This is a genomic window from Streptomyces sp. NPDC104761 (assembly GCF_055583445.1).
The window spans coordinates 13,961-37,664 of sequence record NZ_JBVJNZ010000033.1 but is presented as its reverse complement, the minus strand read 5'-3'; the positions used below and the strand labels follow the sequence as shown (position 1 = coordinate 37,664).

The 23,704-nt window shown below is 73.3% G+C and carries 14 protein-coding genes and 1 riboswitch; of the genes, 7 read left to right on the top strand and 7 right to left on the bottom strand.

Going from position 1 to position 23,704, the window contains the following annotated elements; all coding sequences use genetic code 11:
- Positions 1-367: 367 nt before the first annotated feature.
- Entirely contained in the window at positions 368-916 is a 549-nt protein-coding gene (locus ACZ63F_RS42350; RefSeq protein ID WP_469719347.1) for a MarR family winged helix-turn-helix transcriptional regulator, read from the bottom strand.
- A 140-nt stretch (positions 917-1,056) separates the two neighbouring features.
- Here ACZ63F_RS42350 and ACZ63F_RS42345 point away from each other — a divergent pair, with 140 nt between their 5' ends.
- Entirely contained in the window at positions 1,057-2,331 is a 1,275-nt protein-coding gene (locus tag ACZ63F_RS42345) for an MFS transporter (RefSeq protein WP_469719350.1), read from the top strand.
- 212 nt (positions 2,332-2,543) lie between these two features.
- On the opposite strand, the gene ACZ63F_RS42340 is transcribed toward ACZ63F_RS42345, so the two are convergent.
- Both ACZ63F_RS42340 and ACZ63F_RS42335 read right to left on the bottom strand, forming a co-directional pair.
- Positions 2,544-4,190, bottom strand: coding sequence for an ATP-binding SpoIIE family protein phosphatase (locus ACZ63F_RS42340; RefSeq protein WP_469719345.1), 1,647 nt, complete (start codon positions 4,188-4,190; stop codon positions 2,544-2,546).
- Positions 4,191-4,382: 192 nt separating this feature from the next.
- The gene (locus tag ACZ63F_RS42335) at positions 4,383-5,762 is read right to left on the bottom strand and encodes an NAD(P)/FAD-dependent oxidoreductase (protein WP_469719343.1); all 1,380 of its coding nucleotides are present in this window, start codon (positions 5,760-5,762) and stop codon (positions 4,383-4,385) included.
- A gap of 403 nt (positions 5,763-6,165) precedes the next feature.
- On the opposite strand from ACZ63F_RS42335, the gene ACZ63F_RS42330 reads away from it, so the two are divergent.
- The gene (locus tag ACZ63F_RS42330) at positions 6,166-6,942 is read left to right on the top strand and encodes a TetR/AcrR family transcriptional regulator (RefSeq protein WP_469719341.1); all 777 of its coding nucleotides are present in this window, start codon (positions 6,166-6,168) and stop codon (positions 6,940-6,942) included.
- Between the two features lie 266 nt (positions 6,943-7,208).
- Entirely contained in the window at positions 7,209-9,077 is a 1,869-nt protein-coding gene (locus ACZ63F_RS42325; protein WP_469719339.1) for a sigma-70 family RNA polymerase sigma factor, read from the top strand.
- Here the strand turns inward: ACZ63F_RS42325 and ACZ63F_RS42320 are convergent.
- Complete coding sequence (locus tag ACZ63F_RS42320) at positions 9,064-12,357, bottom strand: AfsR/SARP family transcriptional regulator (RefSeq protein ID WP_469719337.1); 3,294 nt, start codon at positions 12,355-12,357, stop codon at positions 9,064-9,066. The two genes, ACZ63F_RS42325 and ACZ63F_RS42320, sit on opposite strands and share 14 nt — an antisense overlap.
- Before the next feature lie 561 nt (positions 12,358-12,918).
- Positions 12,919-14,997 carry an asparagine synthase-related protein gene (locus tag ACZ63F_RS42315; protein WP_469719335.1) on the bottom strand — a complete coding sequence of 693 codons (2,079 nt, stop codon included), beginning with the start codon at positions 14,995-14,997 and terminating at the stop codon, positions 12,919-12,921.
- A 748-nt stretch (positions 14,998-15,745) separates the two neighbouring features.
- On the opposite strand from ACZ63F_RS42315, the gene ACZ63F_RS42310 reads away from it, so the two are divergent.
- From ACZ63F_RS42310 to ACZ63F_RS42295, 4 genes are all read left to right on the top strand, one after another.
- Positions 15,746-17,170, top strand: coding sequence for an MFS transporter (locus tag ACZ63F_RS42310; RefSeq protein WP_352361989.1), 1,425 nt, complete (start codon positions 15,746-15,748; stop codon positions 17,168-17,170).
- Positions 17,171-17,350: 180 nt separating this feature from the next.
- Complete coding sequence (gene lhgO / locus ACZ63F_RS42305) at positions 17,351-18,571, top strand: L-2-hydroxyglutarate oxidase (protein ID WP_469719349.1); 1,221 nt, start codon at positions 17,351-17,353, stop codon at positions 18,569-18,571.
- 41 nt (positions 18,572-18,612) lie between these two features.
- Entirely contained in the window at positions 18,613-19,509 is an 897-nt protein-coding gene (trmB, locus tag ACZ63F_RS42300; protein WP_469719333.1) for a tRNA (guanosine(46)-N7)-methyltransferase TrmB, read from the top strand.
- Between the two features lie 10 nt (positions 19,510-19,519).
- Entirely contained in the window at positions 19,520-20,866 is a 1,347-nt protein-coding gene (locus ACZ63F_RS42295; RefSeq protein ID WP_469719332.1) for a PrsW family intramembrane metalloprotease, read from the top strand.
- Positions 20,867-21,234: 368 nt separating this feature from the next.
- On the opposite strand, the gene ACZ63F_RS42290 is transcribed toward ACZ63F_RS42295, so the two are convergent.
- Positions 21,235-22,179, bottom strand: coding sequence for an aldo/keto reductase (locus ACZ63F_RS42290; RefSeq protein ID WP_352361984.1), 945 nt, complete (start codon positions 22,177-22,179; stop codon positions 21,235-21,237).
- A gap of 152 nt (positions 22,180-22,331) precedes the next feature.
- On the bottom strand, positions 22,332-23,369 hold the full coding sequence (locus ACZ63F_RS42285; protein WP_469719330.1) for a M23 family metallopeptidase: 1,038 nt from the start codon (positions 23,367-23,369) through the stop codon (positions 22,332-22,334).
- Positions 23,370-23,378: 9 nt separating this feature from the next.
- A riboswitch (cyclic di-AMP (ydaO/yuaA leader) is annotated at positions 23,379-23,536 on the bottom strand.
- Positions 23,537-23,704 lie beyond the last annotated feature (168 nt).

Genomic DNA, 23,704 nt, shown 5'->3' with positions numbered 1-23,704 from the left:
TTCCCTTTCCGGCGGTTCCGACTCTATCAGATCCTTTCGGCGTCTGATTCCCAGTCAGCGGGAGTTGCCTTCGCGGCCGTTGGGCCGTTCCGACGTCCCAAACCCTAGCGGATCCGCTCCGCGATTCCCAATCGGGCCTTGTGGTCCGACCGGGCACCGCTACGACCCGAAATCGAATTGAATTCGGGCGCGCCGAAATCAACCCGGTCGGGAGATCGTGCTGGTGGTTTGGGTGCCGCTCATGCGGCGGAGGTGCTGTCGCAGAACCGTTACGGCTCCGCGGCAACCCGAAGAACATTACGGATCGCGCAGGGGACTGTCAACCCTCCCCTGTCAAGATTTTTTCCGGGACCCGCGCGTCGCGGCATCAGTCCAGGTCGGTGAGGCGGCCGCCGGCGTCGGGCTGGGCGTGCTCCACGCGGCGGAGCAGCCGGGTGAGGACCTCGCCGAGCACCGCCCGCTCCGCCGGGGAGAGGTCCTGGAGCAGATCCTCCTCGAAGACGGAGGCGAGACGCATGGCCTCCAGCCACTTCTCGCGCCCTTCGGGGGTCAGCTCGACGATCACCCGGACGCGGTTGCACTCGTCCCTCTCCCGGGTGACGAGGCCTTCGGCGACCATCCGGTCGATGCGGTGGGTCATCGCGGCGGGGGTGAGGCCGAGTCGCTTGGCCAGTTCGCTGGGGCCCAGGCGGTAGGGGACCCCGGAGAGGACGAGGGCCTTGAGGACCTCCCACTCCGCGTTGCTGATTCCGAGGGCGCCGGTCTGCCGGCCGTAGGCGACGTTCATGCGGCGGTTGAGCCGGGACAGCGCCGAGACGATCTTCTCGACCTGGGGGTCGAGGTCCTGGAACTCGCGCTGGTAGGCGGCGATCTGCTCGTCGAGCGTCGGCTCGCCGGCGCCGGTGGTGTCGGCCATGGTCCGAAGTATCGCACGGACACGCTTGGCGTTGAAGTCCTTCACCATGTAGTCTTTAGCTTCGAACTTTAGCTTCAAAGTCTTCAGGCTTCAGCAGTCTGTGGACTGACGACCTGAGAGAGGTGAACGTGACCAGGGCGATGGGCGCAGCGATGCGCCGGATCCACGTGGGCAACGCACTCAGCGCGTTCGGGCTCGGCTTCACCGTCCCCTACCTGTACGTCTACGTGGCGCAGGTGCGGGGGCTCGGTGCCATGACGGCGGGTGTCGTGCTCGCCGTCTTCGCCGTGGCCGCACTGATAGTGCTGCCGTTCGCCGGCCGGGCGATCGTGCGGCGCGGCCCACTGCCGGTCCTTCTCACCGCCCTGGTGACAGCCGCTGTGGGTGCGCTGAGCCTGGGGCTGGCGGCAAGCGGTCCGGCGGTGCTGGCCGCCGCGGCGCTGCTCGGGGCCGGGCAGGCCGTGATGCAGCCGGCGCTGGCGACGATGATCGTGGACTGCTCGACGGCGGAGACCCGGTCCCGGGCCTTCGCGACGCAGTTCTTCCTGCAGAACCTGGGGCTGGGTGTCGGTGGCCTCATAGGCGGCCACCTCGTCGACACGACCCGGGTCTCCTCCTTCACCCTGCTCTTCGGGATCGAGGCGGCGATGTTCCTGCTGCTGGTCGTCGTGATGGCGACGGTGCGGCTGCCGCACTCGCCGCGCATCGCGGACGCACCGGCCGCGTCCTCGGCCAAGGGCAGCTGGAAGCAGCTGCTCGGGAATCGGGCGATGGTGCAGCTGTCCGTGCTCGGTTTCGTGCTGTTCTTCGCGTGCTACGGGCAGTTCGAGTCCGGGCTGAGCGCGTACGGCGTGGAGGCGGCGGGGATATCCACGTCCGCGCTGGGCACCGCGCTGGCCGCGAACACGCTGATGATCGTCGTCGCGCAGTTCGCCGTGCTCAGGTTCGTCGAGCGCCGGCGGCGGTCGCGGGTGATCGCCGGGGTCGGACTGATCTGGGCCGTCGCGTGGGCCGCGGCCGGGTACGCGGGGCTGGGACACGGCAGCCAGGAGATGGCGACGGCCGCGTTCGTGTCGACGTACGCGCTGTTCGGGCTGGGTGAGGCGATGCTGTCGCCGACGGTGGCTCCGCTGGTGGCCGACCTGGCGCCGGAGGGGATGGCCGGGCAGTACAACTCTGCGTTCGCGCTGGTCAAGCAGCTGGCGCTGGCCGTGGGACCGGCGGTGGGCGGCCCGCTGGGGGCCTCGCTGCCCGCGCCGTACGTCGTGACGTTCCTGCTGTTCTCGCTGGGGATCAGCGTCCTGGCGGTCCGGCTCGGCAAGCGGCTGACCGACGTCCAGGACCGGCCTTGGCTGGCCGCGAGGAGCAGGGTCGTGGCCCGGGGCGGGGCGACTGCGGAGTCCGTGTCCGCGTAGTGGCGGGCTGGGGGCGGGGGGTCACTTACGGCGCCGGCACGGTGCCGCTGCGCCCACCCGCCCCTCCCCAGCGGCACGCCTGCCCGCAGCTACGCAGCTGACGCGACCGCAGCGCCCCGTCAGGGGCGCTGGGGGTACCCCCGGCCGAAGGCTGGGGGAGGAACTGCGCGACCAGCCACATCGCACCCGCAGCCGACGACCGGCGGTACCCCCTACCCCTTCGGCAGTACGAACTCGCACCACACCGCCTTCCCACCCCCGGGCGTCCTCCGTGACCCCCACCCCGAGGCGATCGTCGCCACGATGGCGATGCCACGCCCCGACTCGTCCCCCGGTTCCGCGCGGCGGCGGCGCGGCAGGTGGTCGTCGCCGTCCGTGACCTCGATGATCAGTCGGCGGTCGGTGCGGCGAAGCCGCAACCTCATGGGCGGGGTGCCGTGCTGGAGGGAGTTGGCCACGAGTTCGCTCGTGGCGAGGACGCCCAGGTCATGGAGGTCGGCCGGGAAGCGCCAGCTGGTCAGCACGCCGGAGGCGAACGCACGGGCGCGTGGCGCCGCCTCGATGCCGCCGAGGAGTTCCAGCGCGGCGTTGCGGAACAGTTCGCCGTCCGGCCCCGTGCGGGCCGGGTGCTGGAGGACGAGGACGGCGACGTCGTCGTCATGGTCGGCCGTGACGCCGGCCGAGCGGACCAGACGGTCGCAGATGACCTGGGGGGTGCCGGTGGCGCCCGCCAGCGCGCGCTCAAGCGCCGCGATGCCCTCGTCCAGATCCTCGTCGCGGCGCTCCACCAGGCCGTCCGTGTAGAGGACGGCCGTCGAGCCGGGGCCCAGCGGCACCGAGGCGGACGCGTGGACCCAGCCGCCGGTGCCGAGCGGCGGTCCGGTCGGCTCCTCCGTGCGCAGCACGCTGCCCTGCTCGTCGCGGACGAGGATCGGGAGGTGCCCGGCGGAGGCGTACACCAGGCGCCCCTCGTTGGGGTCGTGGACGGCGTAGACGCAGGTGGCGATCTGGTTGGGGTCGATCTCCGTGGCGAGGCCGTCGAGGAGTTGAAGGACCTCGTGCGGGGGGAGGTCCAGGCGGGCGTAGGCGCGGACCGCCGTACGGAGCTGGCCCATGACGGCCGCCGCGCGGACGCCGCGGCCCATGACGTCGCCGATGACGAGGGCGGTGCGGCCGCCGCCGAGGGTGATGACGTCGTACCAGTCGCCGCCGACCGCGGCCTCGGTGCCGCCGGGCTGGTAGGTCGCGGCGATCCGGAGGTCGTCGGGCTGTTCCAGTTCCTGCGGGAGCAGCGAGCGCTGCAGGGTCACGGCCGTCTCGCGCTGGCGTCTTTCGCTGGCGCGCAGCCGCTCCGCCGCCTCGGCGTGGTCGGTGACGTCGGTGGCGAAGAGGAGGACGCCGCCGTCGCGGTCGCCGTTCTCGGCGACCGGGGTGCAGGTGAACGTGTAGGTGCGGCCGTCGAGCGCCTTGCGGGACTTGAGGGTGCGGGGCTTGCCACTGCGCAGCACCTGGTCGAGGAGGGGGAGGAGGCCGAGTTCCGCGAGTTCGGGCAGGGCCTCGCGGGCCGGGGCGCCCGGGGGGCGTGCGCCGAAGGCCGACGTGTAGGCGTCGTTGACGTACGCGATGTGGTGGTCGGGGCCGTGGACGAGGGCGACCAGGGCCGGGACGTGGTCGAGGACGCCGCGGGCGGGCAGTTCGTCGACCGCGGGCACGCAGGGCGAGTCGTCGGTCAGTTGTTCGGCGCGGGCCGCGGGTACGGAGCCTTCCCCTCGTCGGTCCGGGGAGACCGCGTGCTCGGTCCGCGCTGCGGCGCGGCGCTGCGTTCCGGGGAGCCGGGCGCTCCAGCGCGTGAAGTTCACGAAACCTTGCCTCGTGTCGTCGTCTCCGGCCGGCTCGGGGAGCGGCCGGGGGCCGGGGGAGGTCCCCCGGTGCAGTTCTGGGGAGAAGCTGGGGATGAGCCTTGTGCTCGGTCGGGGGGCAGTCTGGCAGGGTGGCCGTCGGCGACGACATCCGTCAGACGCCGGGGCGGTCCGTGGAGTTCCTGAGTTCCGTCAGGACGACCCGTTCGAGTCGTCGGAAGGACTGTGAGGAGGCTTTCCACCGGCCGCGAGTTCGAACTCCGCTCGGGGATGTTCGAGTGATCCGAGCGAGACGATCTCCCGTTTGAAGAGCCCGGAGAGGGTCCATTCGGCGAGGACGCGGGCCTTGCGGTTGACGGTAGGCACCCTGCTCAGGTGGTAGACGCGGTGCATGAACCAGGCAGGGTAGCCCGTCAGCCTGCGCCCGTAGACCTGGGCGACACCCTGGTGGAAACCGAGCGAGGCGACCGAGCCGGCGTACTGGTGGGCGTAGGTGTCGAGGGGTTCGCCGCGCAGCGCGTGGACGATGTTGTCGCCGAGGACCCTGGCCTGGCGGACCGCGTGCTGGGCGTTGGGGGCGGTCTCGGTGCCGGGTTCGGCGGTGGTGACGTCGGGGACGGCGGCGGCGTCGCCCGCGGCCCATGCGTGGTCGACGCCGTCGATGGTCAGCTCGGCGGTGCATTTCAGCCGTCCGCGCGGGGTGCGCGGCAGGTCGGTGGCGGCGACCAGGGGGTGCGGTTTGACGCCGGCCGTCCAGACGACGGTGCGGGTCGGGAAGCGCTGGCCGTCGCTGAGGACGGCGACGCGGTCCGCGCAGGACTCCAGGCGGGTGCCGAGCAGCACCTGGATGTTGCGGCGGCGCAGTTCGGTGACGGTGTAGCGGCCCAGCTCGGGGCCGACCTCGGGGAGGATCCGGTCGGTGGCCTCGACGAGGATCCACTTCATGTCCTCGGGCTGGACGTTGTGGTAGTACCGCGTGGCGTAGCGGGCCATGTCCTCCAGTTCGCCGAGGGCCTCCACGCCCGCGTAGCCGCCGCCGACGAAGACGAAGGTGAGCGCCGCGTCGCGGATCGCGGGGTCGCGGGTGGAGGAGGCGATGTCCATCTGCTCGATGACGTGGTTGCGCAGACCGATGGCCTCCTCGACGGTCTTGAAGCCGATGCCGTGCTCGGCGAGACCGGGGATGGGCAGCGTGCGCGCGACCGAGCCGGGGGCGAGGACCAGTTCGTCGTACTCCAGGAAAGTGGCGCCCTTGCGCTCCTCGGCGGTGGCGAGGGTGGCCACTTCGGCGGTGCGCTTGGCATGGTCGACGGCCGTCACCTCGCCGACGACGACATGGCACCGGTCCAGAACGCGCCGCAGGGGTACGACGACATGACGAGGGGAAATCGAACCCGCGGCCGCTTCGGGAAGGAACGGCTGGTACGTCATGTAGGGATCGGGTGTGACGACAGTGATGTCGACCTCCCCCCGGCTGAGCTCACGCTTCAGCCTCCGCTGCAGCCGCAGGGCCGTGTACATCCCGACGTAGCCGCCGCCGACAACGAGAATGCGCGCACGTTCCTTCACCATCCCATGACGCACCCGTGACTGTTGTTTGTCCACAGCCCCGGCAATTTGTGTGACCGGCGGGCCGCTTTCCTGGGCGCCGGGCCCGCACCCCGGGCCGGACGAAAGGGACCAGGTCAGCGGGGGCGGGCAGGGGGGAACGAAGGCACCGAACCCGGAGGTATGCGACCCGTACTCCGATCGGGGGGCGCACCGTGCGGAACGTCCCCCTTCTGAATTGACAGCCTCTCAACTATGTTCGTGTGTCGACGGGGTGCAGGGGATGTGGTCGAACGGGTCGCGACAGGCGGTCCGCCCGGCCCGCGGTCCATGGATCGGCCATGGACCGGCCGTGGTTCCGCTCGCTCCGGCATTCAGTGACGGGGAGAGTCTCCGGGGGGAGACGTCGTTAACCGGGGGAACACAGATGCATATTCAGGACACACATTGGTCATCGGCGTCCGCTCTTGCGGCCGGTGGCGCAACGGTGGGCGCGGCGGCGGGCAACGGACGCGGTGACGGGCCGCGTACGACGCCGTTGCGGGTGGACGCACAGCGCAATCTGGAGCACGTACTGCGTGCGGCACGCGAGGTCTTCGGCGAGCTGGGGTACGGCGCGCCGATGGAGGACGTGGCACGGCGCGCGCGGGTCGGGGTCGGCACCGTGTACCGGCGCTTCCCGAGCAAGGACGTGCTGGTCCGGCGGATAGCCGAGGAGGAGACCTCCCGGCTGACCGACCAGGCGCGGGCCGCGCTCGGGCAGGAGGACGAGCCGTGGTCGGCGCTGTCGCGCTTCCTGCGGACGTCGGTGGCGTCGGGGGCGGGTCGGTTGCTGCCGCCGCAGGTGCTGCGGGTCGGGGTACCGGAGGAGGTCGGCGGCGGGGCCGGGGCCGATGAGGCTCGGGTGCCGCAGCAGCGGACGCAGCCGGGCGCCGGTGCCGGGGAGTTGCGGCTGGTGCCGGAGGAGCGGGAACCGGTGGGCGACATCGCCGACGACGCGGGGGCGGCCGCGCTGCTCGACGTCGTGGGGCGGCTGGTGGAACGGGCGCGGGCGGCGGGTGAGTTGCGGCCGGACGTCTCCGTGTCCGACGTACTGCTGGTGATCGCCACGGCGGCGCCGTCCCTGCCGGATGCCGCGCAGCAGGCGGCGGCTTCGGCTCGGTTGCTGGAGATCCTGCTGGAGGGGCTGCGGTCGCGGACCTGACGGCGTCCTTGCCTGGCCGGTGGGTGACCTTCGCGGCAGCGTGTGCCGTGCGCCGACCTCAGGCGGGTGCGGGTGCACTGTGGCTGGTCGCGCAGTTCCTCCCCAGCCTTCGGCCGGGGGTACCCAGCGCCCCTGAGGGGCGCTGCGGTCCCCGGTGTTTCCCCTTCCGGGTGACCGTTTCGTCACTCGGGGTCCTCGGTAAAGGGCGGTGTGGGAGCCTGAGCCGGTGATTCGGTCGGTCGGGCAGGCATCGGGGGCGTTCCGCGATGAGCGTTGACGGGTGGGACGAGTCCGTCGGTGAGGAGACGGCCTCGCCGCAGGTGCCCAGCCAGGGCGGGCGTGCCTCGGTGCCGCCGGCCGGTGAACCGCCGGAAGGGAACGTTCCGGCACAGCGCGGCGGAAGCGTGCCGCCGCCGCGGAAGCTTCCGCATCCCGACAGCCAGTTGATCGAGCGCATGCGGGCCGGCGACGACTCGGCGTACGAGGAGCTGTACCGGCGGCACGCGGACGCCGTGCGGCGCTATGCGCGCACCTGCTGCCGGGACGGCCACACCGCCGACGACCTGACCGCCGAGGTGTTCGCCCGCATGCTGCAGGCGGTGCGTGGCGGGTCGGGGCCCGAGTACGCCGTGCGCGCCTACCTGCTCACCTCCGTACGCCGGGTCGCCGCGCAGTGGACCAAGTCGGCCAGGCGTGAGCAACTCGTCGACGATTTCGCGCTGTTCGCGGCACAGGCCGGGCGCGGCTCCGAGGTGTCGGACGCCGACACACTGGACCTCGGCGCGGATGTGCGCGCGATGCACGAGGCCGAGCAGTCGATGGCGATGCAGGCCTTTCGTTCGCTGCCGGAGCGCTGGCAGGCCGTGCTGTGGCACACCGAGGTCGAGGACGAGTCGCCGAGCGAGGTGGCCGTTCTCTTCGGACTGGACGCCAACGGCACCCGGGTCCTTGCCAGCCGGGCCCGGGAAGGCCTCAAGCAGGCCTACCTCCAGGCCCATGTGAGCGCCGCCCTCGTCGACGACGAGGAGTGCGCCCGCTACGCCGACCAACTCGGCGGCTACGCCCGCCGCAAGCTGCGGGTCCGCGCCGAACGGGGGCTGCGCAAGCACCTGGAGGAGTGCGCCAGGTGCCGGCTGGCCGCCGCCCAGATCGAGGAGGTCGCGAGCGGGATCCCGGCCGTCGTACCGGTCGCGGTCATCGGCTGGTTCGGGGCCGCCGGATACGCCAAGGCGCTCGGGATCATCGCCGGGGGCGCAGGCGTGGGGGCCGCGGGCGCGGCCGCCGCGGCGGGCGGCTCGTCCGGCGGGGCGGGCGGCGGTGCCGGGGGCGCCGCGGCCTCGGAAGGGCTCGCCGGGCCCGTGAAGGCCGGTATCGCCGCCGGGGTGGTCGCGACGGCCATCGCCGTGGTGGCCCTCGCCCTGACGAACGACGGCCACCCGGTCAAGGAGGCCGCCAGACCCGCCCCGTCCGCGCCGGCCGTGCGGCCCGGGACCCCGACCCCCACCCCCACCCCGACGAAGAGGAAACCGGAACCCGAGCCGGTCGTCCTCGCCCCCGAACCGGCCCCCACGCCGACGCCGACCCCGAGCCCGCGCCCCGCCGCCGGCCCGAAGCCGACCCCCACCCCGACCCCCACACCCACCCCGCCGGTACCGACCCCCGCCTCCACCCCCACGCCGACGCCCACTCCGCCGCCTGCCCCGGCCGTCTACCAGTGGAGCGAGCTTCGCTTCGACGTCACCGGCGACGGCACCCGGCCGGAGATGCGGCTCGGCGACAGCAGCTGGGTGTGGCAGCGGTACGGCGTGACGGTCGCCGGCAAGGAGTACGCCCACGGAGTCACCGTGCACGGCCGGTCCTCCGTCACCATCGACCTCAACCGGCAGTGCAGCGCCTACGACGCGAAGGCCGGCGTCGACGACATGACCCTCGGCCTCGGCAAGGTCACCTTCGCCGTCTACGCGGACGGGGTACGGCTGTGGCAGTCCGGGGTGGTCGAGGGCGGACAGGCCGCCGTACCCGTCCACGTGGACCTGACCGGGCACCGGACCGTGCGGCTGGTGGTCGAACCGCGGACCGCCTTCGACACGGTGGCGCTCGCCGACTGGGCCGAGTCGACGTTCACGTGCCGGTAGCGGCCGTCGGGGTTCTGCCCAGTTCGCGCAGCGCGTCCTCCTCGGTGAGGGAGGCACCGCGCGAGCGCTCGGCCGCGTAGCGCTGCGGGGTCAGCGAGGCGCGGGCGGCCGCGTCGACCTCCTCGGCGCGGGTGCGCTCCGGCTCGGGACGGACGTTCCCGGCACGCCAGTGCTCGGCGGCGGCGTACAGCCGTACCGCGCCCGCCAGGTCGCCGAGCCGGGCCAGCAGGTCGGCGCCGGTGTCCACCAGCGCCGCCGTGATCACCTCGGCGCACCGGTACGCCACCGCCTCACGCAGCCCTTCGGCCACGATCGGCAGCGCGCTCGCGGGGCCGTGCTCCAGGGCCGTGAGCATGGCCTCGACGGAGCGGATCGCGGCCGTGAACTGTGGTGGTGCGGAGCCGGCCGACGTGGCGGCGCGGGCGGTCTCGTAGTACTCACGCGCCCTGGGCAGGTCCCCGTCGTGCTGGGCCAGGAGCGCCCGCAGCAGCGCCACGTACGCCTTCGACTCCGCCACCGCGTACCGGTCGGATGCCTCGCCCGCCTGGTCCAGGACGGCCCGGGCACCCACCAGGTCACCGGAGCGGAAGGCGATCTCGGCGAGCCGCGCGAGCAGGAACGGCGTCTCCGCGTACGCGCCCACCTCATGGGCGAGGCGCAGCGCCTCCCGGTACTCGCCCTCCGCCGCCACGAACCGGCCGCGCGCCATGTCCGCCTCGCCGGCCGCGCTGCACACCTGGGCCCCCATCCACCGGTCCCCGACCCGCCGGCTCAGGACGCGCAGCTCGGCCAGGTCCTCGTCGACGCCCCGCAGGTTGCCGGGCGAGTCGACCATGATGTGGGTCCGGTACATCAGGCTGACGCCGACCTCCCAGTCACCGCCGTACGTCCGGCAGTTGGCGATCACCGAGGACATGTCCGGGCTGATGTCCACGGCGGAGCCGCCCATGGTCCACGCGGTGAGCGGCCAGATGAGGCCCGGCATCCGGGCGGCCCGGGGCCCGCCCGCCTCGAAGGCGGCCCGGACGAGCGCGACGTAGCGCGGAGTCCGCTCGTCCGCCGCCAGGTCCGACGGGCCGGACTCGGACGCCAGGAACAGGTCGAGCAGCCTGAGGTCCATGCGCAGCTCGTACAGCGGGTGCCCGGCCTCGGCGTCGGGGGCGGCCAGGAGGGCGCCCACGGGATCCGCCGCGGCGGCGAGGGCGCGCAGTTCGTCCGGGCCGGCGTCCTCGGGCAGGGCGTCCCGGGCGACGCCGAGGCGCAGCACCGCGCGTACCGAGGCCGTCGCCTCCTGACGGTAGTTGCGCAGCCACCAGAACCAGCCGACGGCGAGGACGATCCGGCCCGCCGACACCTCGTCGCCGGCGTGGACCGCCCGGTCGAGGGCGGCGCGGATGTTGTCGAGGTCGGCCTCCAGGCGGCGGATCCAGGGAAGCTGCTCCCCGGAGCGCAGTCTCGGCTCCGCCTCCTCGACGAGCCCGCACACCCACGCGCCGTGCCGTTGCTCGGCCGCCGCCAGCTGCCCGGGGACCTCGGCGGCGCGCTCGACGGCGTACTCGTGGATGGTCTCCAGCATGCGGTAACGCATACCGGCGGTGCCGTCCGGGGTGGCGATGATCAGGGACTTGTCCACGAGCGCGCCGAGGAGGTCGGCGGCCGGTCCGGTGCAGACCGCCTCCGCCGCCGTGAGGTCCCAGCCGCCGGCGAAGACGGACACCTCGCGCAGCATCGTCCGCTCCCGTTCGTCGAGCAGGTCCCAGGACCAGTCGACGACGGCGCGCAGGGTCTGCTGGCGGGGCAGGACCGTGCGGCTGCCGGCGGTGAGCAGGCGGAAGCGGTCGTCGAGCCGGTCGGCGATCTGCCGGGGCGTCAGCAGCCGGAGCCGGGCCGCCGCGAGCTCGATCGCGAGGGGCAGGCCGTCCAGGCGCCGGCAGATCTCGTCGACGGCCGCCGAGTCGCCCGGCGCGGCTCCGGTCCCCGTGCCCGTCCCCGGGCGGACGGCGGCGGCGCGCTCCTCGAAGAGGCGGTGTGCCTGCTCGGGGGCGAGGGGTTCGACCGGGCGCACCGACTCGCCGGGGACGCCCAGGGGTTCACGGCTGGTGGCGAGGACCGTGAGGCCGGGGCAGTGGGTGAGCAGGGTCTCGGCGAGGGTGGCCGCCGCTTCGATGACGTGTTCGCAGTTGTCGAGGATCAGGAGTTGGCTGCGCTGGGTGCAGTACTCGACGAGCAGAGCCGTGGGGTCGGTCTGCACGGTCGCCAGCTCGTTGGTCATGAGCACGGTCTCGCGCAGACCGAGCGCGCTGACCACCGCGCCTGGCACCGCCTCGGGCCGGTCGAGCGGGGCGAGCTCGACGAGCCACGCCTGCGGGAGTCCGGCGGCGGCCTCCTCGGCGAGACGGGTCTTTCCGGAGCCGCCCGGTCCGGTGAGGGTGACGAGACGGGCCCTGTGCAACTCGGAACGAATGGCTTCGAGTTCGGGTTCCCTGCCCACGAAAGAGGTAAGCCGCGGACGGAGGTTGCCGGTGCGGGGCGGGGGTGCCTGCAGCGGGGTCGGTTCCTGCGCGAGCAAGGACGCGTGCAGGGCCTGGAGTTCCGGGCCGGGGTCGGTGCCGAGGCCTTCGGCGAGGGTACGGCGGGCGGTCTCGTACGCGGCGAGGGCGTCCGCCGGGCGGCCGGTGTCGCGCAGGGCGCGGATGAGCAGGGCGTGCAGCGGCTCGTCGTACGGGTGGGCCGCTGTGAGCTCGGCCAGCTCCGGTACGGTGCCCGCGGCCCGGCCCAGGCGGAGGGCGGCGTCGGCACGGGCGCGGGTGGCCTCCAGCCGGAGCGCGTCCGGGCGGGCGGCGGCCGTGGCGCGGTCGGGGAGGTCGGCGAGGGCGGGGCCGCGCCAGAGGGCGAGGGCGTCGGTGAGCACGCGGTGGGCCGTCGCCGGGTCGCCGGCGGCCAGGGCGTCGGTGCCCTCGCGGACCTGCCGCTGGAAGACGTGCAGGTCGATGTCGTCCTCCGCCGCCGCCAGGCGGTAGCCGCCGGGGGCCGAGACGATGCTGTCCCTGCCGAGGACCCTGCGGAGCCGGCCGACGAGGGCCTGAAGGGCGGCCGGGGCGTCCTGGGGCGGGTCGTCGTCCGCCGCCCAGATCTCCTCGATGAGGGTCTCTGGGGGGAGGGTGCGGGAGGGGTGGAGGGCGAGGACGGTGAGCAGCGCGCGCAGGCGGGGGCCGCCGACGGGTATGGCGGTGCCCTGGTCGTCGCTGACTCGGGCCACGCCCAGGATTCGGTACCGCACCGGGCCATTGTCGCCGGGGGCCGGGGGAAGGGGCACGGGGTTTCGACGCCGGGGGGGTTGCAGGTTGCCCGGGGTGGGGCCGGGGGTGGGGACACTTACCGGCGCTGGCAGGGTGCCGCCGCGCCCACCCGTGCCGCCCCAGCGGCACGACTGCCCGCAGCTATGTGGCTGACACGGCTGCCCGCGGCTGCGTGGCCGACACGGGCACGCACGGCTGAGAGGCGACACGGGTGCGGGCGCCTGTGCAGGACGCGGCTGGGAAGCGCCCCGCACGACTGCCCGCAGCTATGTGGCTGACACGGGCGCGTGCAGCTGAGAGGCGACACGGGCGCGGGCGGCTGTGCAGGACGCGGCTGGGAAGCGCCCCCGTAAGGGGCGCGGGGAACTGCGCGACCAGCCCCCACCGGCCCGCGAACGAAGCACAAGGGTCCCAGCCCGATGCGGGGGCCTGGGGGCGGCAGCCCCCGGATACGGCGGCCCAACCGAGAGGGTCACGCCCCCGGATACGGCGGCCCAACCGAGAGGGTCACGCCCCCGGATACCGCGGCCCAACCGGGAGGGTCACGCCCCCGACGCCAACGCCCCCCGCATCGGCCGTATCCCCGCAGGGACCGCACGCGCGCGTGCCGGCGTCCCCGTCCAGCACGTGCCGCGGCGGGAGAGGAGCCGGCGCAGCCACAGCTCCAGGGAGACCAGGTCGGCCAGCCCGTCCAGCGGCAGCGGCTCCCCCGCGGCGGCCGAGCGCAGCGCCTTGCGGACCACCCGCGCCTCCACCAGGCCCGCCTGCGCCAGCAGCGGCGTCGAGAAGAGGGAGATCAGGTCGTCGGCCGCCACGCGCAGCCCCGTGCGGGTGGCGGCCGCCGAGGACGCGTGGGAGGGGGTGCCCCAGCCCACCGGGAGGTCGGTGACGCCGGCGCCCTCCAGGACCGTGCGGAGGATCGCGGCGCGGGCACCGGGCTGGACGCGCAGCGCCTCGGGGAGGTCGCGGCAGGCGCGGACGACCTGGTTGTCGAGGAAGGGCGTGTGGAGGCGCTGGGAGCGAATCTCGGCCGCCTGTTCCAGGACGCGGATGTCGGCCGCGTGGCGCGCCAGCACCGCACGCGCGCGGTAGTCTCCGGGGCGCTGCCCGGGGCCGACGCCGGAGCGGTTCGCCGAACCCTGGAGCAGAACCGATACTTCAGCCAGCGCCTCGCCGGTCAGCCAGCGCGCCGCCGGGCCCGGTCTCGCCCAGGTGAGCGCCGCGAGGGACGCGCCCACCGCGCCTCCGGGGTCCTCGAACCGGCGCCGCAGCAGGCGCTCGGCGAGGGACTCGACGCCCGCGCGGTACGGCGTGCGCGCCAGGCGGCGGGCCGCGCTGTACACGCGCGCGGGGACCATCACCGAGCCGTCGGCCTTGGCGAGCGCGGCGACCGGACGGACGAGGTGGCGGCGCTTGCGGTCCATCAGCAGGTCGGCGAGGCGCGCGGGATGGGCGTCGAGGACCTGGCGGGCGCCGTAGCCGGTGAAGTGGTCGGCGCTGCCGGCGGCGAGCCGGGCGCGGTGCCGGGCCGCCGAGATCAGGGACGGCCCCGGTTCGTCGGTGAGCGGGCCGTCGAGGTCGGCGTAGGGCAGCACATCCTCGCCGCCGGTGACCACCACGTGGTGCAGGCGCGGGTTGGCGGCGAGGGTGCCCGCGCGTTCGAGTTCGGCCTCGCGGCCGCCCACCGCCAGGTCGTTGAAGGTGACGGCGAGGAGGCGCTCGCCGGCGCCCGTGCCATGGCCGAGGACCGTGCCGGGCATGCCGGGCAGGCCCGCGGCCAGCAGGGCCAGCGTCCCCGACGCCGGGCCGCCGGAGAGGTCGGCGCCGATGCCCGGGACCGGCATCCCGCGCGCCGCGCGACGCTCCGCGGGGCCCATGCCGGGTACCGGACCAGGGTCGATGTCCGGGACGTGCCGGGGCGCCGACAGCCGCGCGCGTACCGCTTCTACGAGCGCGTCCCGTACGGCGTCCACCGCGCGGTCGGGGTCGGCGGAGGGTGCCGCGACCGCGAGCGAGGCGACCTGCTCGTACCCGGCGACCTCGCGCGCCCCGGTGCGCAGGATCAGCGCATGACCCGGCGGAATGCGCCGCACGCCCTCGTACGGGGTCGAGTCGTGCAGCGCGGCCGGCACGTCGGGGGCGGCCAGGAGGGCGGCGAGGTGCCCGTAGTCGAGGTTGGCCTCGATGAGGTCGGCGAGCGGGAGCGCGGCCGTGGCGTAGGCCGTCCCGCCGGCCCAGGGGCTGTAGAAGACCGGGCGGGCGCCCGCGAGGTCACCGCAGACGGTGACCCGGCGGCCGACCTGGACGACCGCGGTGTAGCTGCCGGGCCAGGCGGTCAGATGCCGGAGTGCGCCCCCGCGCGCCGTGAAGAGGCCGAGGCGCAGTTCCTCGTCGGTCGCCCCGCAGGTGCCGAGGACGGCGATGCGGTTCTGCGCGTCGGCCTTGATGACGCGGACCTCGTCAGGACGCCAGTCGCCGACCGCCCAGAGCGGGTCGGGGTCGCCCCACAGGAGCTGGGAGCCGACGGGGTGGACGGTCTCGCCGTCGTAGCCCATGGCGCCGGCGGAGCCGACCGTGGCGGCACCGGAGATGGTGCTGCTCCATCCCACCAACCACCGCATCGACGCCTCCACAGGCTGTGGACAACCATGCACGGTACGAACCGGGTCCCCATGCTGCCATGAAGGACGCGGTCAGGAGGGGCGGTGGGGCCGCCTTTGATCCCCGGAAGATTTCACGGAGTTGCCGTGGAGTTGCCGCAGGACCGGCCACGCGCGCGTGGCGCGGGAGAGCCGGGGCGGGAGCCGGCCGCCGTACGATACCGGGCGACCTCGACGCGAATGCGCCCCCTGTACGCTCCCCAAAAACGCCGTTCGCGCCCTCAATTGCCGTGGTAGGAGCGTTGAGTCGCCGAAAACGGTGGGGGCGATTTTCGGCCAAATCAGAGACGGCCGCGCGGACTTGCGCACGCTCCGTACATGCTTTGCGCATCACACGCGCACGTGCCCGGACGCGCACAGTCCGGGAGGCGGGCATCGCCTCCCGGACCGGTCCGCCACCCGCGGGGATGAAGGTGGCGGTGTCCCCCAGCCCACTGGATCCAGTACAGCGGGCCGACCCACGCAACAGCCATGGAACCGCTCCCCCGATGGCCGGAGAAGAGCGCACGGGCGGGCGCACGGCCACACGGCGGGGGCACGCCGCGACAGGCCGAGCACGGTGCGTATATGGGCCGTACTCGCGTACGGACCACAATCCCGCCATCCGGAACAATGCCCCTTAACGCTTGGGATGCGGCGAACTACGCTGGGTTTACGAATGCCGCGTGGTTATGCCAGCGCGGCAGCCGTCTGTGTCGAGGGGTGGCGCATGTCCAGGGAGCAACGCGGGCCGAACGAAAAGCTCGGCGCCGTTCTCGCCCTCGCGGGAATCAGCAACGCAGGACTCGCGCGACGCGTCAACGATCTTGGCGCTCAACGCGGGTTGACTCTTCGCTACGACAAGACGTCGGTGGCGCGCTGGGTGTCGAAGGGCATGGTGCCGCAGGGCGCCGCGCCACACCTCATCGCCGCCGCGATAGGCCAGAAGCTCGGCCGCCCGGTGCCGCTCCACGAGATCGGCCTGGCGGACGCGGATCCCGCCCCCGAAGTGGGTCTGGCCTTCCCCAGGGACGTCGGCCAGGCGGTGCGGTCGGCGACGGAGCTGTACCGCCTCGACCTCGCCGGCCGGCGGGCCGGTTCCGGCGGCATCTGGCAGTCGCTGGCCGGTTCGTTCGCAGTGAGCGCATACGCAACGCCCGCCTCGCGCTGGCTGATAACCCCCGCCGACAGTTCGGTCGCGCGCGAGGCGAATGCCCTGGACGGCTCGGGCGCACCGCTCAAAGTCGGCCACAGCGACGTGCAGAAGCTGCGGGAGGCCGCCGAGGACGCCAGACGCTGGGACTCCAAGTACGGCGGCGGTGACTGGCGGTCGTCGATGGTGCCGGAGTGTTTACGGGTGGAGGCGGCACCGCTGCTGCTCGGCGCGTACTCCGACGAGGTCGGGCGGGCGCTGTTCGGGGCGAGTGCCGAACTGACACGGCTTGCCGGGTGGATGGCCTTCGACACCGGGCAGCAGGAGGCCGCGCAGCGGTACTACATCCAGGCGCTGCGGCTCGCCCGCGCGGCGGCCGACGTGCCGCTCGGCGGGTACGTCCTGGCATCGATGTCCCTGCAGGCGACGTACCGCGGGTTCGGCGACGAGGGCGTCGACCTCGCGCAGGCCGCCGTGGAGCGCAACCGGGGGCTGGCGACCGCGCGGACCATGAGCTTCTTCCGGCTGGTCGAGGCGCGGGCACACGCGCGTGCGGGCGACGCGCAGGCCGCGGGGGCCGCGCTGAAGGCGGCGGAGGGGTGGCTGGAGCGGGCGCGGGAGGGGGACAACGATCCGTCCTGGCTCGGCTTCTACGGCTACGACCGGTTCGCCGCGGACGCGGCCGAGTGCTACCGGGACCTGAAGGCACCGCGCCAGGTGCGGCGCTTCACGGAGCAGGCGCTGTCCAAGCCGACGGAGGAGTTCGTGCGGTCGCACGGGCTGCGTCTTGTGGTGTCGGCGGTCGCCGAACTGGAGTCGGGGAACCTCGACGCGGCCTGCGAGCAGGGGGTGCGGGCCGTGGAGGTGGCCGGGCGGATATCGTCCGCGCGGACGACGGAGTACGTGAAGGATCTGCTGCACCGGCTGGAGCCGTACGGGGACGAGCCGAGGGTGGTGGAGCTGCGGGAGCGGGCTCGGCCGTTGCTGATGGCGCCTGCGTGAGAGTCGCCTAGGCGTCTGCCGGGTTCATGTCACAGGGCGGGTGCGGGTGGACTGTGGTTGCTCGCGCAGTTCCTCCCCCAGCCTTCGGCCGGGGGTACCCCCAGCGCCCCTTTCGGGGCGCTCTCCTCGGGCACGTTTCAAAGGGCTGTCAGTGGCGCAGTGCACTATCGAGCGTGGGAGGTGGTGCAGGTGTCGGCCGGGGTTGCGTACGACTGTGATGTGCTCGTCGTCGGGGGTGGGATCGTCGGGCTGTCCACCGCGTATGCGGTCACGCGGGCCGCGCCCGGGACCCGGGTCGTCGTGCTGGAGAAGGAGGCCGGTCCCGCGCGGCACCAGACCGGGCGGAACAGCGGGGTCATCCACAGCGGGATCTACTACCGGCCCGGGTCGCTGAAGGCGCGGTACGCCGTCAAGGGCGGCGCGGAGATGGTCAAGTTCTGCGCGGAGTACGGCATCGCGCACGCCGTCACCGGCAAGCTGATCGTCGCCACCGAGCGCGACGAGCTGCCCCGGCTGCACTCGCTCGTGCAGCGCGGCCGGGAGAACGGCATACCGGTGCGGGAGCTCGGGGCCGCGCAGATCGGGGAGTACGAGCCCGAGGTGCGGGGGCTCGCCGCCATACACGTCGGGACGACCGGGGTCGCCGACTTCGTGGGCGTCGCCCGGCAGCTCGGGGAGGCCTCGGGGGCGGAGATCCGGTACGGCGCCCGGGTGGTCCGGGTGGACCGGCGGCCGGAGCGGGGCGTGGCCGTGCTCACCTCGCGCGGGGACGTCGTACGCGCGCGCGTGCTGGTCAACTGCGCGGGGCTGTACTGCGACGAGGTCGCCCGGCTGACCGGGGACGAGCCGGGGATGCGGATCGTGCCGTTCCGCGGGGAGTACTACGAGCTGGCGCGGCCGGAGCTGGTGCGGGGGCTGGTGTACCCGGTGCCGGACCCGGCCTTCCCGTTCCTCGGGGTGCATCTCACGCGCGGGATCGACGGGGGCGTGCACATCGGGCCCAACGCGGTGCCGGCGCTGGCCCGGGAGGGGTACGGGTGGGGGATCGTCCGGCCGCGGGAGGTCGCCGGGACGCTGGCCTGGCCGGGGTCCTGGGCGCTGGCGCGGCGGCACTGGCGGTACGGGGGCGGGGAACTGCTCCGGTCGGTGTCGAAGAAGGCGTTCACGAAGGCCGTACGGCGGCTGCTGCCCGCCGCGGAGGAGGGGGACCTGGTGCGGGCGGCCGCGGGCGTTCGGGCGCAGGCGGTGCTGCGGGACGGGACGCTGGTCGACGACTTCCTGATCAAGGAGGGGCCGCGGACGGTCCACGTGCTGAACGCGCCCTCGCCCGCGGCGACCGCCTCGCTGCCGATCGGGCGGGAGGTGGCGCGGAGGGCGCTGGGGGCGCTGGGCTCGGTGTGACACCCCGGGCCGTCCCGTGGGAGCCGTAAAATCGACGCACTGTGTCTGACTCCCGCAACGCCCCCGAAGCCCCCCGGCCCGCCGAGACCGGCCCCGCCGAGCACGTCCCCGGTGCGCACCCCGACCACGCCCCCGGGGTGTCCGTCCGGCACACCCGGGCCAAGGGGGAGCCGCGGTTCCCGGACGGGCCCAGGGCCGATCCGGCCGGATCCCACTTCGAGCGGCGCATCCGCAGCTTCCAGCCGCGCCGCAGCCGGGTCACCGCCGGGCAGGCCGACGCGCTGCAGCGGCTCTGGCCCAAGTGGGGCCTGGACATCGACGGGCAGCGGGTCATCGACCTCGGCGAGCTGTTCGGCAACGACGGCGCGGTGGTGCTGGAGATCGGGTTCGGGATGGGCGAGGCGACCGCGCAGATGGCCGCCGAGGAGCCGGGCGTCAACATCCTCGCGGTGGACGTGCACACGCCAGGACAGGGGAACCTGCTCAACCTCGCCGACCAGAACGGGCTGTCCAACGTCCGCGTCGGCAACGGCGACGCGATCATCCTGCTCCGGGAGATGCTCACGCCCGACTCGCTGGACGGGCTGCGCGTCTACTTCCCGGACCCCTGGCCGAAGAAGCGGCACCACAAGCGGCGGCTGATCCAGCCCGAGTTCCTCGACCTCGCCGCGACCCGGCTGCGGCCCGGGGCGATCGTGCACTGCGCGACCGACTGGGAGCCGTACGCCGAGCAGATGCTCGAAGTGCTCGACGCCCACCCCGAGTTCGAGAACACGCAGGCCGAGGGCGGTTTCGCGCCACGTCCGGCGCACAGGCCGCTGACCCGTTTCGAGGGTCAGGGACTGGACAAGGGACATGTGGTGAACGATCTGCTCTTCCGTTGCGTACAGCACCGGGTGCCGCAGAGCGAGCAGCACCGTCAGGAGTCACCTCGTTAGGGTCGATGCCGTGGCCACCTTCCCGCCGCCGTACCCGCAGTACTCACCACAACCGCCGCAGCCGCCGCAGCCGCCGTATGCGCCGGACCCCGCCGGGCACGGTCTGCGGCATCCCCACTGGTGGCAGCGGCGCTGGGTGCGGTACGGGGCGCTGAGCACACTGCTGGCCCTCTCCGGGCTCGTGATCCTCGCGCTGGTGCGGGAGCAGACCGGGACGGAGGGCTTCCTCGTCGGGCTCGGGCTCGCCGTGCTGCCCGTGCCGCTCCTCGTGGGCGCGTTCCGGTGGCTGGACCGGGTGCAGCCGGGCCCCTGGCGGAACCTGCTGTTCGCCTTCGCCTGGGGCGCCTGCGCGGCCGCGCTGATAGCCATCGTCGCCAACAGTTTCGCGACCAGGTGGATAGCGACGGCCACCGCGGACCCGAGCAGCGCGGACACGCTCGGGGCGACCCTGATAGCGCCGGTCGTCGAGGAGTCGGCGAAGGCGGCGGCCGTCCTCCTCGTGTTCCTGTTCCGCCGACGGGACTTCACCGGGATCGTCGACGGGGTGGTGATAGCCGGGGTCACCGCCACCGGCTTCGCGTTCACCGAGAACATCCTCTACCTCGGCACGGCCTTCGGGACCGACCAGCTGACCGGGGACAGCGGGATCGCCTCCGTCACCGCCGCGACGTTCTTCGTGCGGATCGTGCTGTCGCCGTTCGCGCATCCGCTCTTCACCGTCCTCACCGGCATCGGCTTCGGCATCGCCGCGCTCTCCGGGGAGCGGCAACGGGCGCGACGGGCGCTGGTGCCGGTGGCCGGGCTGCTGCTCGCCATGAGCATGCACGCCTTCTGGAACGGGTCGTCCACCTTCGGGCAGTACGGGTTCTTCGCCGTGTACGGCATGTTCATGGTGCCGGCGTTCGGGCTGCTGACCTGGCTGGCCGTCTGGACGCGGCAGCGGGAGCTGCGGGCCGTACGGGAGGAGCTGCCGGCGTACGTCTACGCGGGGTGGCTGGGCCCGGCGGAACCGTTCGTACTCGGGTCGATGCGGGCGCGGCAGATGGCCCGGGAGTATGCCGCGTACCACTTCGGGAAGGCGGCGGGACGGGCGGTCGCCGAGTACGAGGGGCACGCGACCACGCTGGCGCTGCTGCGGCGCCGGGGGCGGCGGGGCCGGGCGGGGGCCTACTTCGTGGCGCGTGAGCGGGAGTTGCTGACGGAGCTGTGGAGCCAGCGGGAGCTGGTGCGGCCGGCCCTGGAGTACGCCGCCCGGACGGCCGCGCCGGGCGGGTGGCGGCCGGGGAACGCCGCTTACGCGCCGCCGGCTTACGGGACGGCGGTGCCGTATCCGGCCTACAACCCGTACCGGAGTTAGTGCTTCGAGACTGCGGACGGCCCGGCACCGCCGGAATGCGCCGCGCGGGCTGAGCACCGTTGCGGCGGACACACATACGAGCCGAACTACACCCCCCGGGGGCTGAGGGGTACTCCCGGCCGAAGGCTGGGGGCAGCCCCCGGCCGGGCCTTCGGCTGGGACACCCCCAGCCGAAGGTCTGGGAAAGAACGGCGCGACCGGCCACGACGGCGCTGTACTCGGCGACGGGCCGGTGCTCCCACCGGCGGGTACCGGCCGGCCCGGCAACACCGACTTCGACCGTCGCGGCCGAGCACCGTTGCGGCGGAAAGCGTGCACCGAAAGGAGTGGGAGCGGCCGGGCTCTCGGGCCCTCAGGCCCTCAGGCCCTCAGGCGGAAGCCGTTGTCAGCTTTGTCAGTTCCTCGGACGTCAGGGTCAGGTCGGCGACGCCCAGCAGCGGCGGGAGTTGCTCCAGCGTGCGGGCCGAGGCGATCGGGGCCGTGATGGTGGGCTGGGCCGCCAGCCAGGCCAGGGCGACCGTGGGGATCGGGGCCTCGTGGGCCGCGGCGACCTCGTCCAGGGCCGCCAGCACCTTCTGGCCGCGCTCCGACTCGGCGTACTGGGCGGCCCGGCCCGCTCGCGCGCTGTCGACCGTCGTACCGGGGCGGTACTTGCCGGTGAGGAAGCCGGCGGCCAGCGAGAAGTAGGGGACGGCCGCGAGGCCGGTGCGGGAGGCCAGGTCCTGGAGGGGGCCCTCGTAGGTGTCGCGGGAGACCAGGTTGTAGTGGGGCTGGAGAGCCACGTACCGGGCGAGGCCCTCGCGGTCGGAGAAGTCCAGGGACTCCTGGAGCCGTTCCGGCGTGATGTTGGACGCGGCGATGTGCCGGACCTTGCCCGCCCGCACCAGCTCGTCCAGCGCGCCGATGATCTCCTCGACCGGGATCTCGGGCTTGTCGAAGTGCGTGTAGTACAGGTCGATCCGGTCGGTGCCGAGACGCCGCAGGGACGCGTCGGCGGCGGCCTTGATGTTGGCGGCGGACAGGCCCTGGTACTCGGGGTGCTGGCTGACCTTCGTCGCGATGACGACGTCATCGCGGTTGCCGCGCGCCTTCACCCACTTCCCGATGATGGTCTCGGACTCGCCGCCCTTGTTGCCCTCGATCCACGCCGTGTACGAGTCGGCGGTGTCGACGAAGTTGCCGCCCGCGGCCGTGTACGCGTCGAGGACGGCGAAGGAGGTGGCCTCGTCGGCGGTCCAGCCGAAGACGTTGCCGCCGAGGGCGAGCGGGAAGACCTCGAGGTCGGAGGAGCCGAGTTTGCGAAGAGCAGTCATGCTCCACTTCAACACGGGCCGCCCGGGGGCCCATCCCGTCGAGTACGAAGTTCTCGTAAAAGCGGAATCCGCGGTTCGGAAGACTGGTGGCCCTGACGCCGGGGGGTGTCGTCAGGGCCGCCGGGAGCCGGTCGGTGCGCTCCGGGTCGAGGTCAGGGGTTGAGGCCCTTGCCGCGCAGCCAGGTCATGGGGTCGATGGCGGTGGCCTGGCCGTTCGGGTGGACCTCCAGGTGGAGGTGCGGGCCGGTCACGTTGCCGGTGGCGCCCACGCGGCCGATGACGTCGCCGGTGGCGACCTTCTGGCCGACCTTGACGCCGATCGAGGACTGGTGGCAGAACCACAGCTCGGTGCCGTCGTCGAGGGTGATGATCGTGCGGTAGCCGTAGGAGCCGGCCCAGCCCGCCTCGGTGACCGTGCCGCTGTGCACGGCCTTGATCAGCGTGCCGGTGGGCGCGGCGAAGTCGAGGCCGGTGTGGTAGCCGGAGGCCCACATGGAGCCGGCCTGGCCGAAGGTGCCGGTGATCGTGTACGAGACGACGGGCAGCGTGTACTGCTTGGCGAGCGCGGCGAGGCGGGCCTGCTCGGCCTTCTGCTTCGCGGAGGCCTCGGCCTTCTCCTTGGCGTCGGCTGCCTTGGCGGCGGCCGCCTTCTCCGCCTTGGCCTCGGCGTCCGCGATCGCCTTGTCGGCGGCGGCGACGGCCTTGGCACTGGCCTTGGTGTCGAGCTGGTTCTGCTGCTGCGCGGCCTGGGCGATGATCCGGCTGCGCAGCGCCTCGCCGGCGTCGGACGAGGAGGAGTCCGCGTCGGTGGCGGTCGTCGTGGTGACGCTGCTGAGCGCGGTCTGGGTGGCCTGGTGGCCGGTGTCCTCGCCGAGCAGGGCGTCGACCGAGGAGGGCAGGTCGGGCAGCGAGATGGAGACCGGCGGCTTGCCCGTGTTGGCGCTGGCCATGCCGCCCGCGCCGACGGCGGCTATGACGCCGACGCCGAGAACCGTGGAGCTGCGGGCAAGCCCGCCGCCCTTCTGCTTGGCGACCCGGTGCCGGCCGCGGGCCGCGGAGAGGGACTCCTCGGTGGGGTTCCACTCCTCGAAGGGGCCCTCGTCGGCGCGGTAGTCGCCGTAGGCGAAGGTCTCGGGCCGGCGCTGGCTGGGCACGAACGGGGCTGCCGGAGCAGGCGGGTTGGACGCCACGCGGGCGCACTCCTTTCCTTCCGCCGCCTACCGGGTTAGCTGACGGGTTCGGAGCGGGAAGGTCTCCTACGCGCGTATACCGGCCGTTTCCTACCGGCGGTAGCCGTGCGATTCACCCCAAGGTGGTGGTTCCCCGGTTCCCTTGCGGGATTCGGCGCGTGCGCACGGAGCCGTCGCGGGTGACGGCTGGGACGACCGCGCTGCGTTATCGAACGTTAATAGACCCGGCTACCAGATTCCAAGCAGTTCGTCTTGATCATTAAGCTTTCAAAGCTTGGACTTACCTGCCGCGACCGGTCAAAATCGGTCGAGTCGACGGTGCGCGCCGCTCAGCT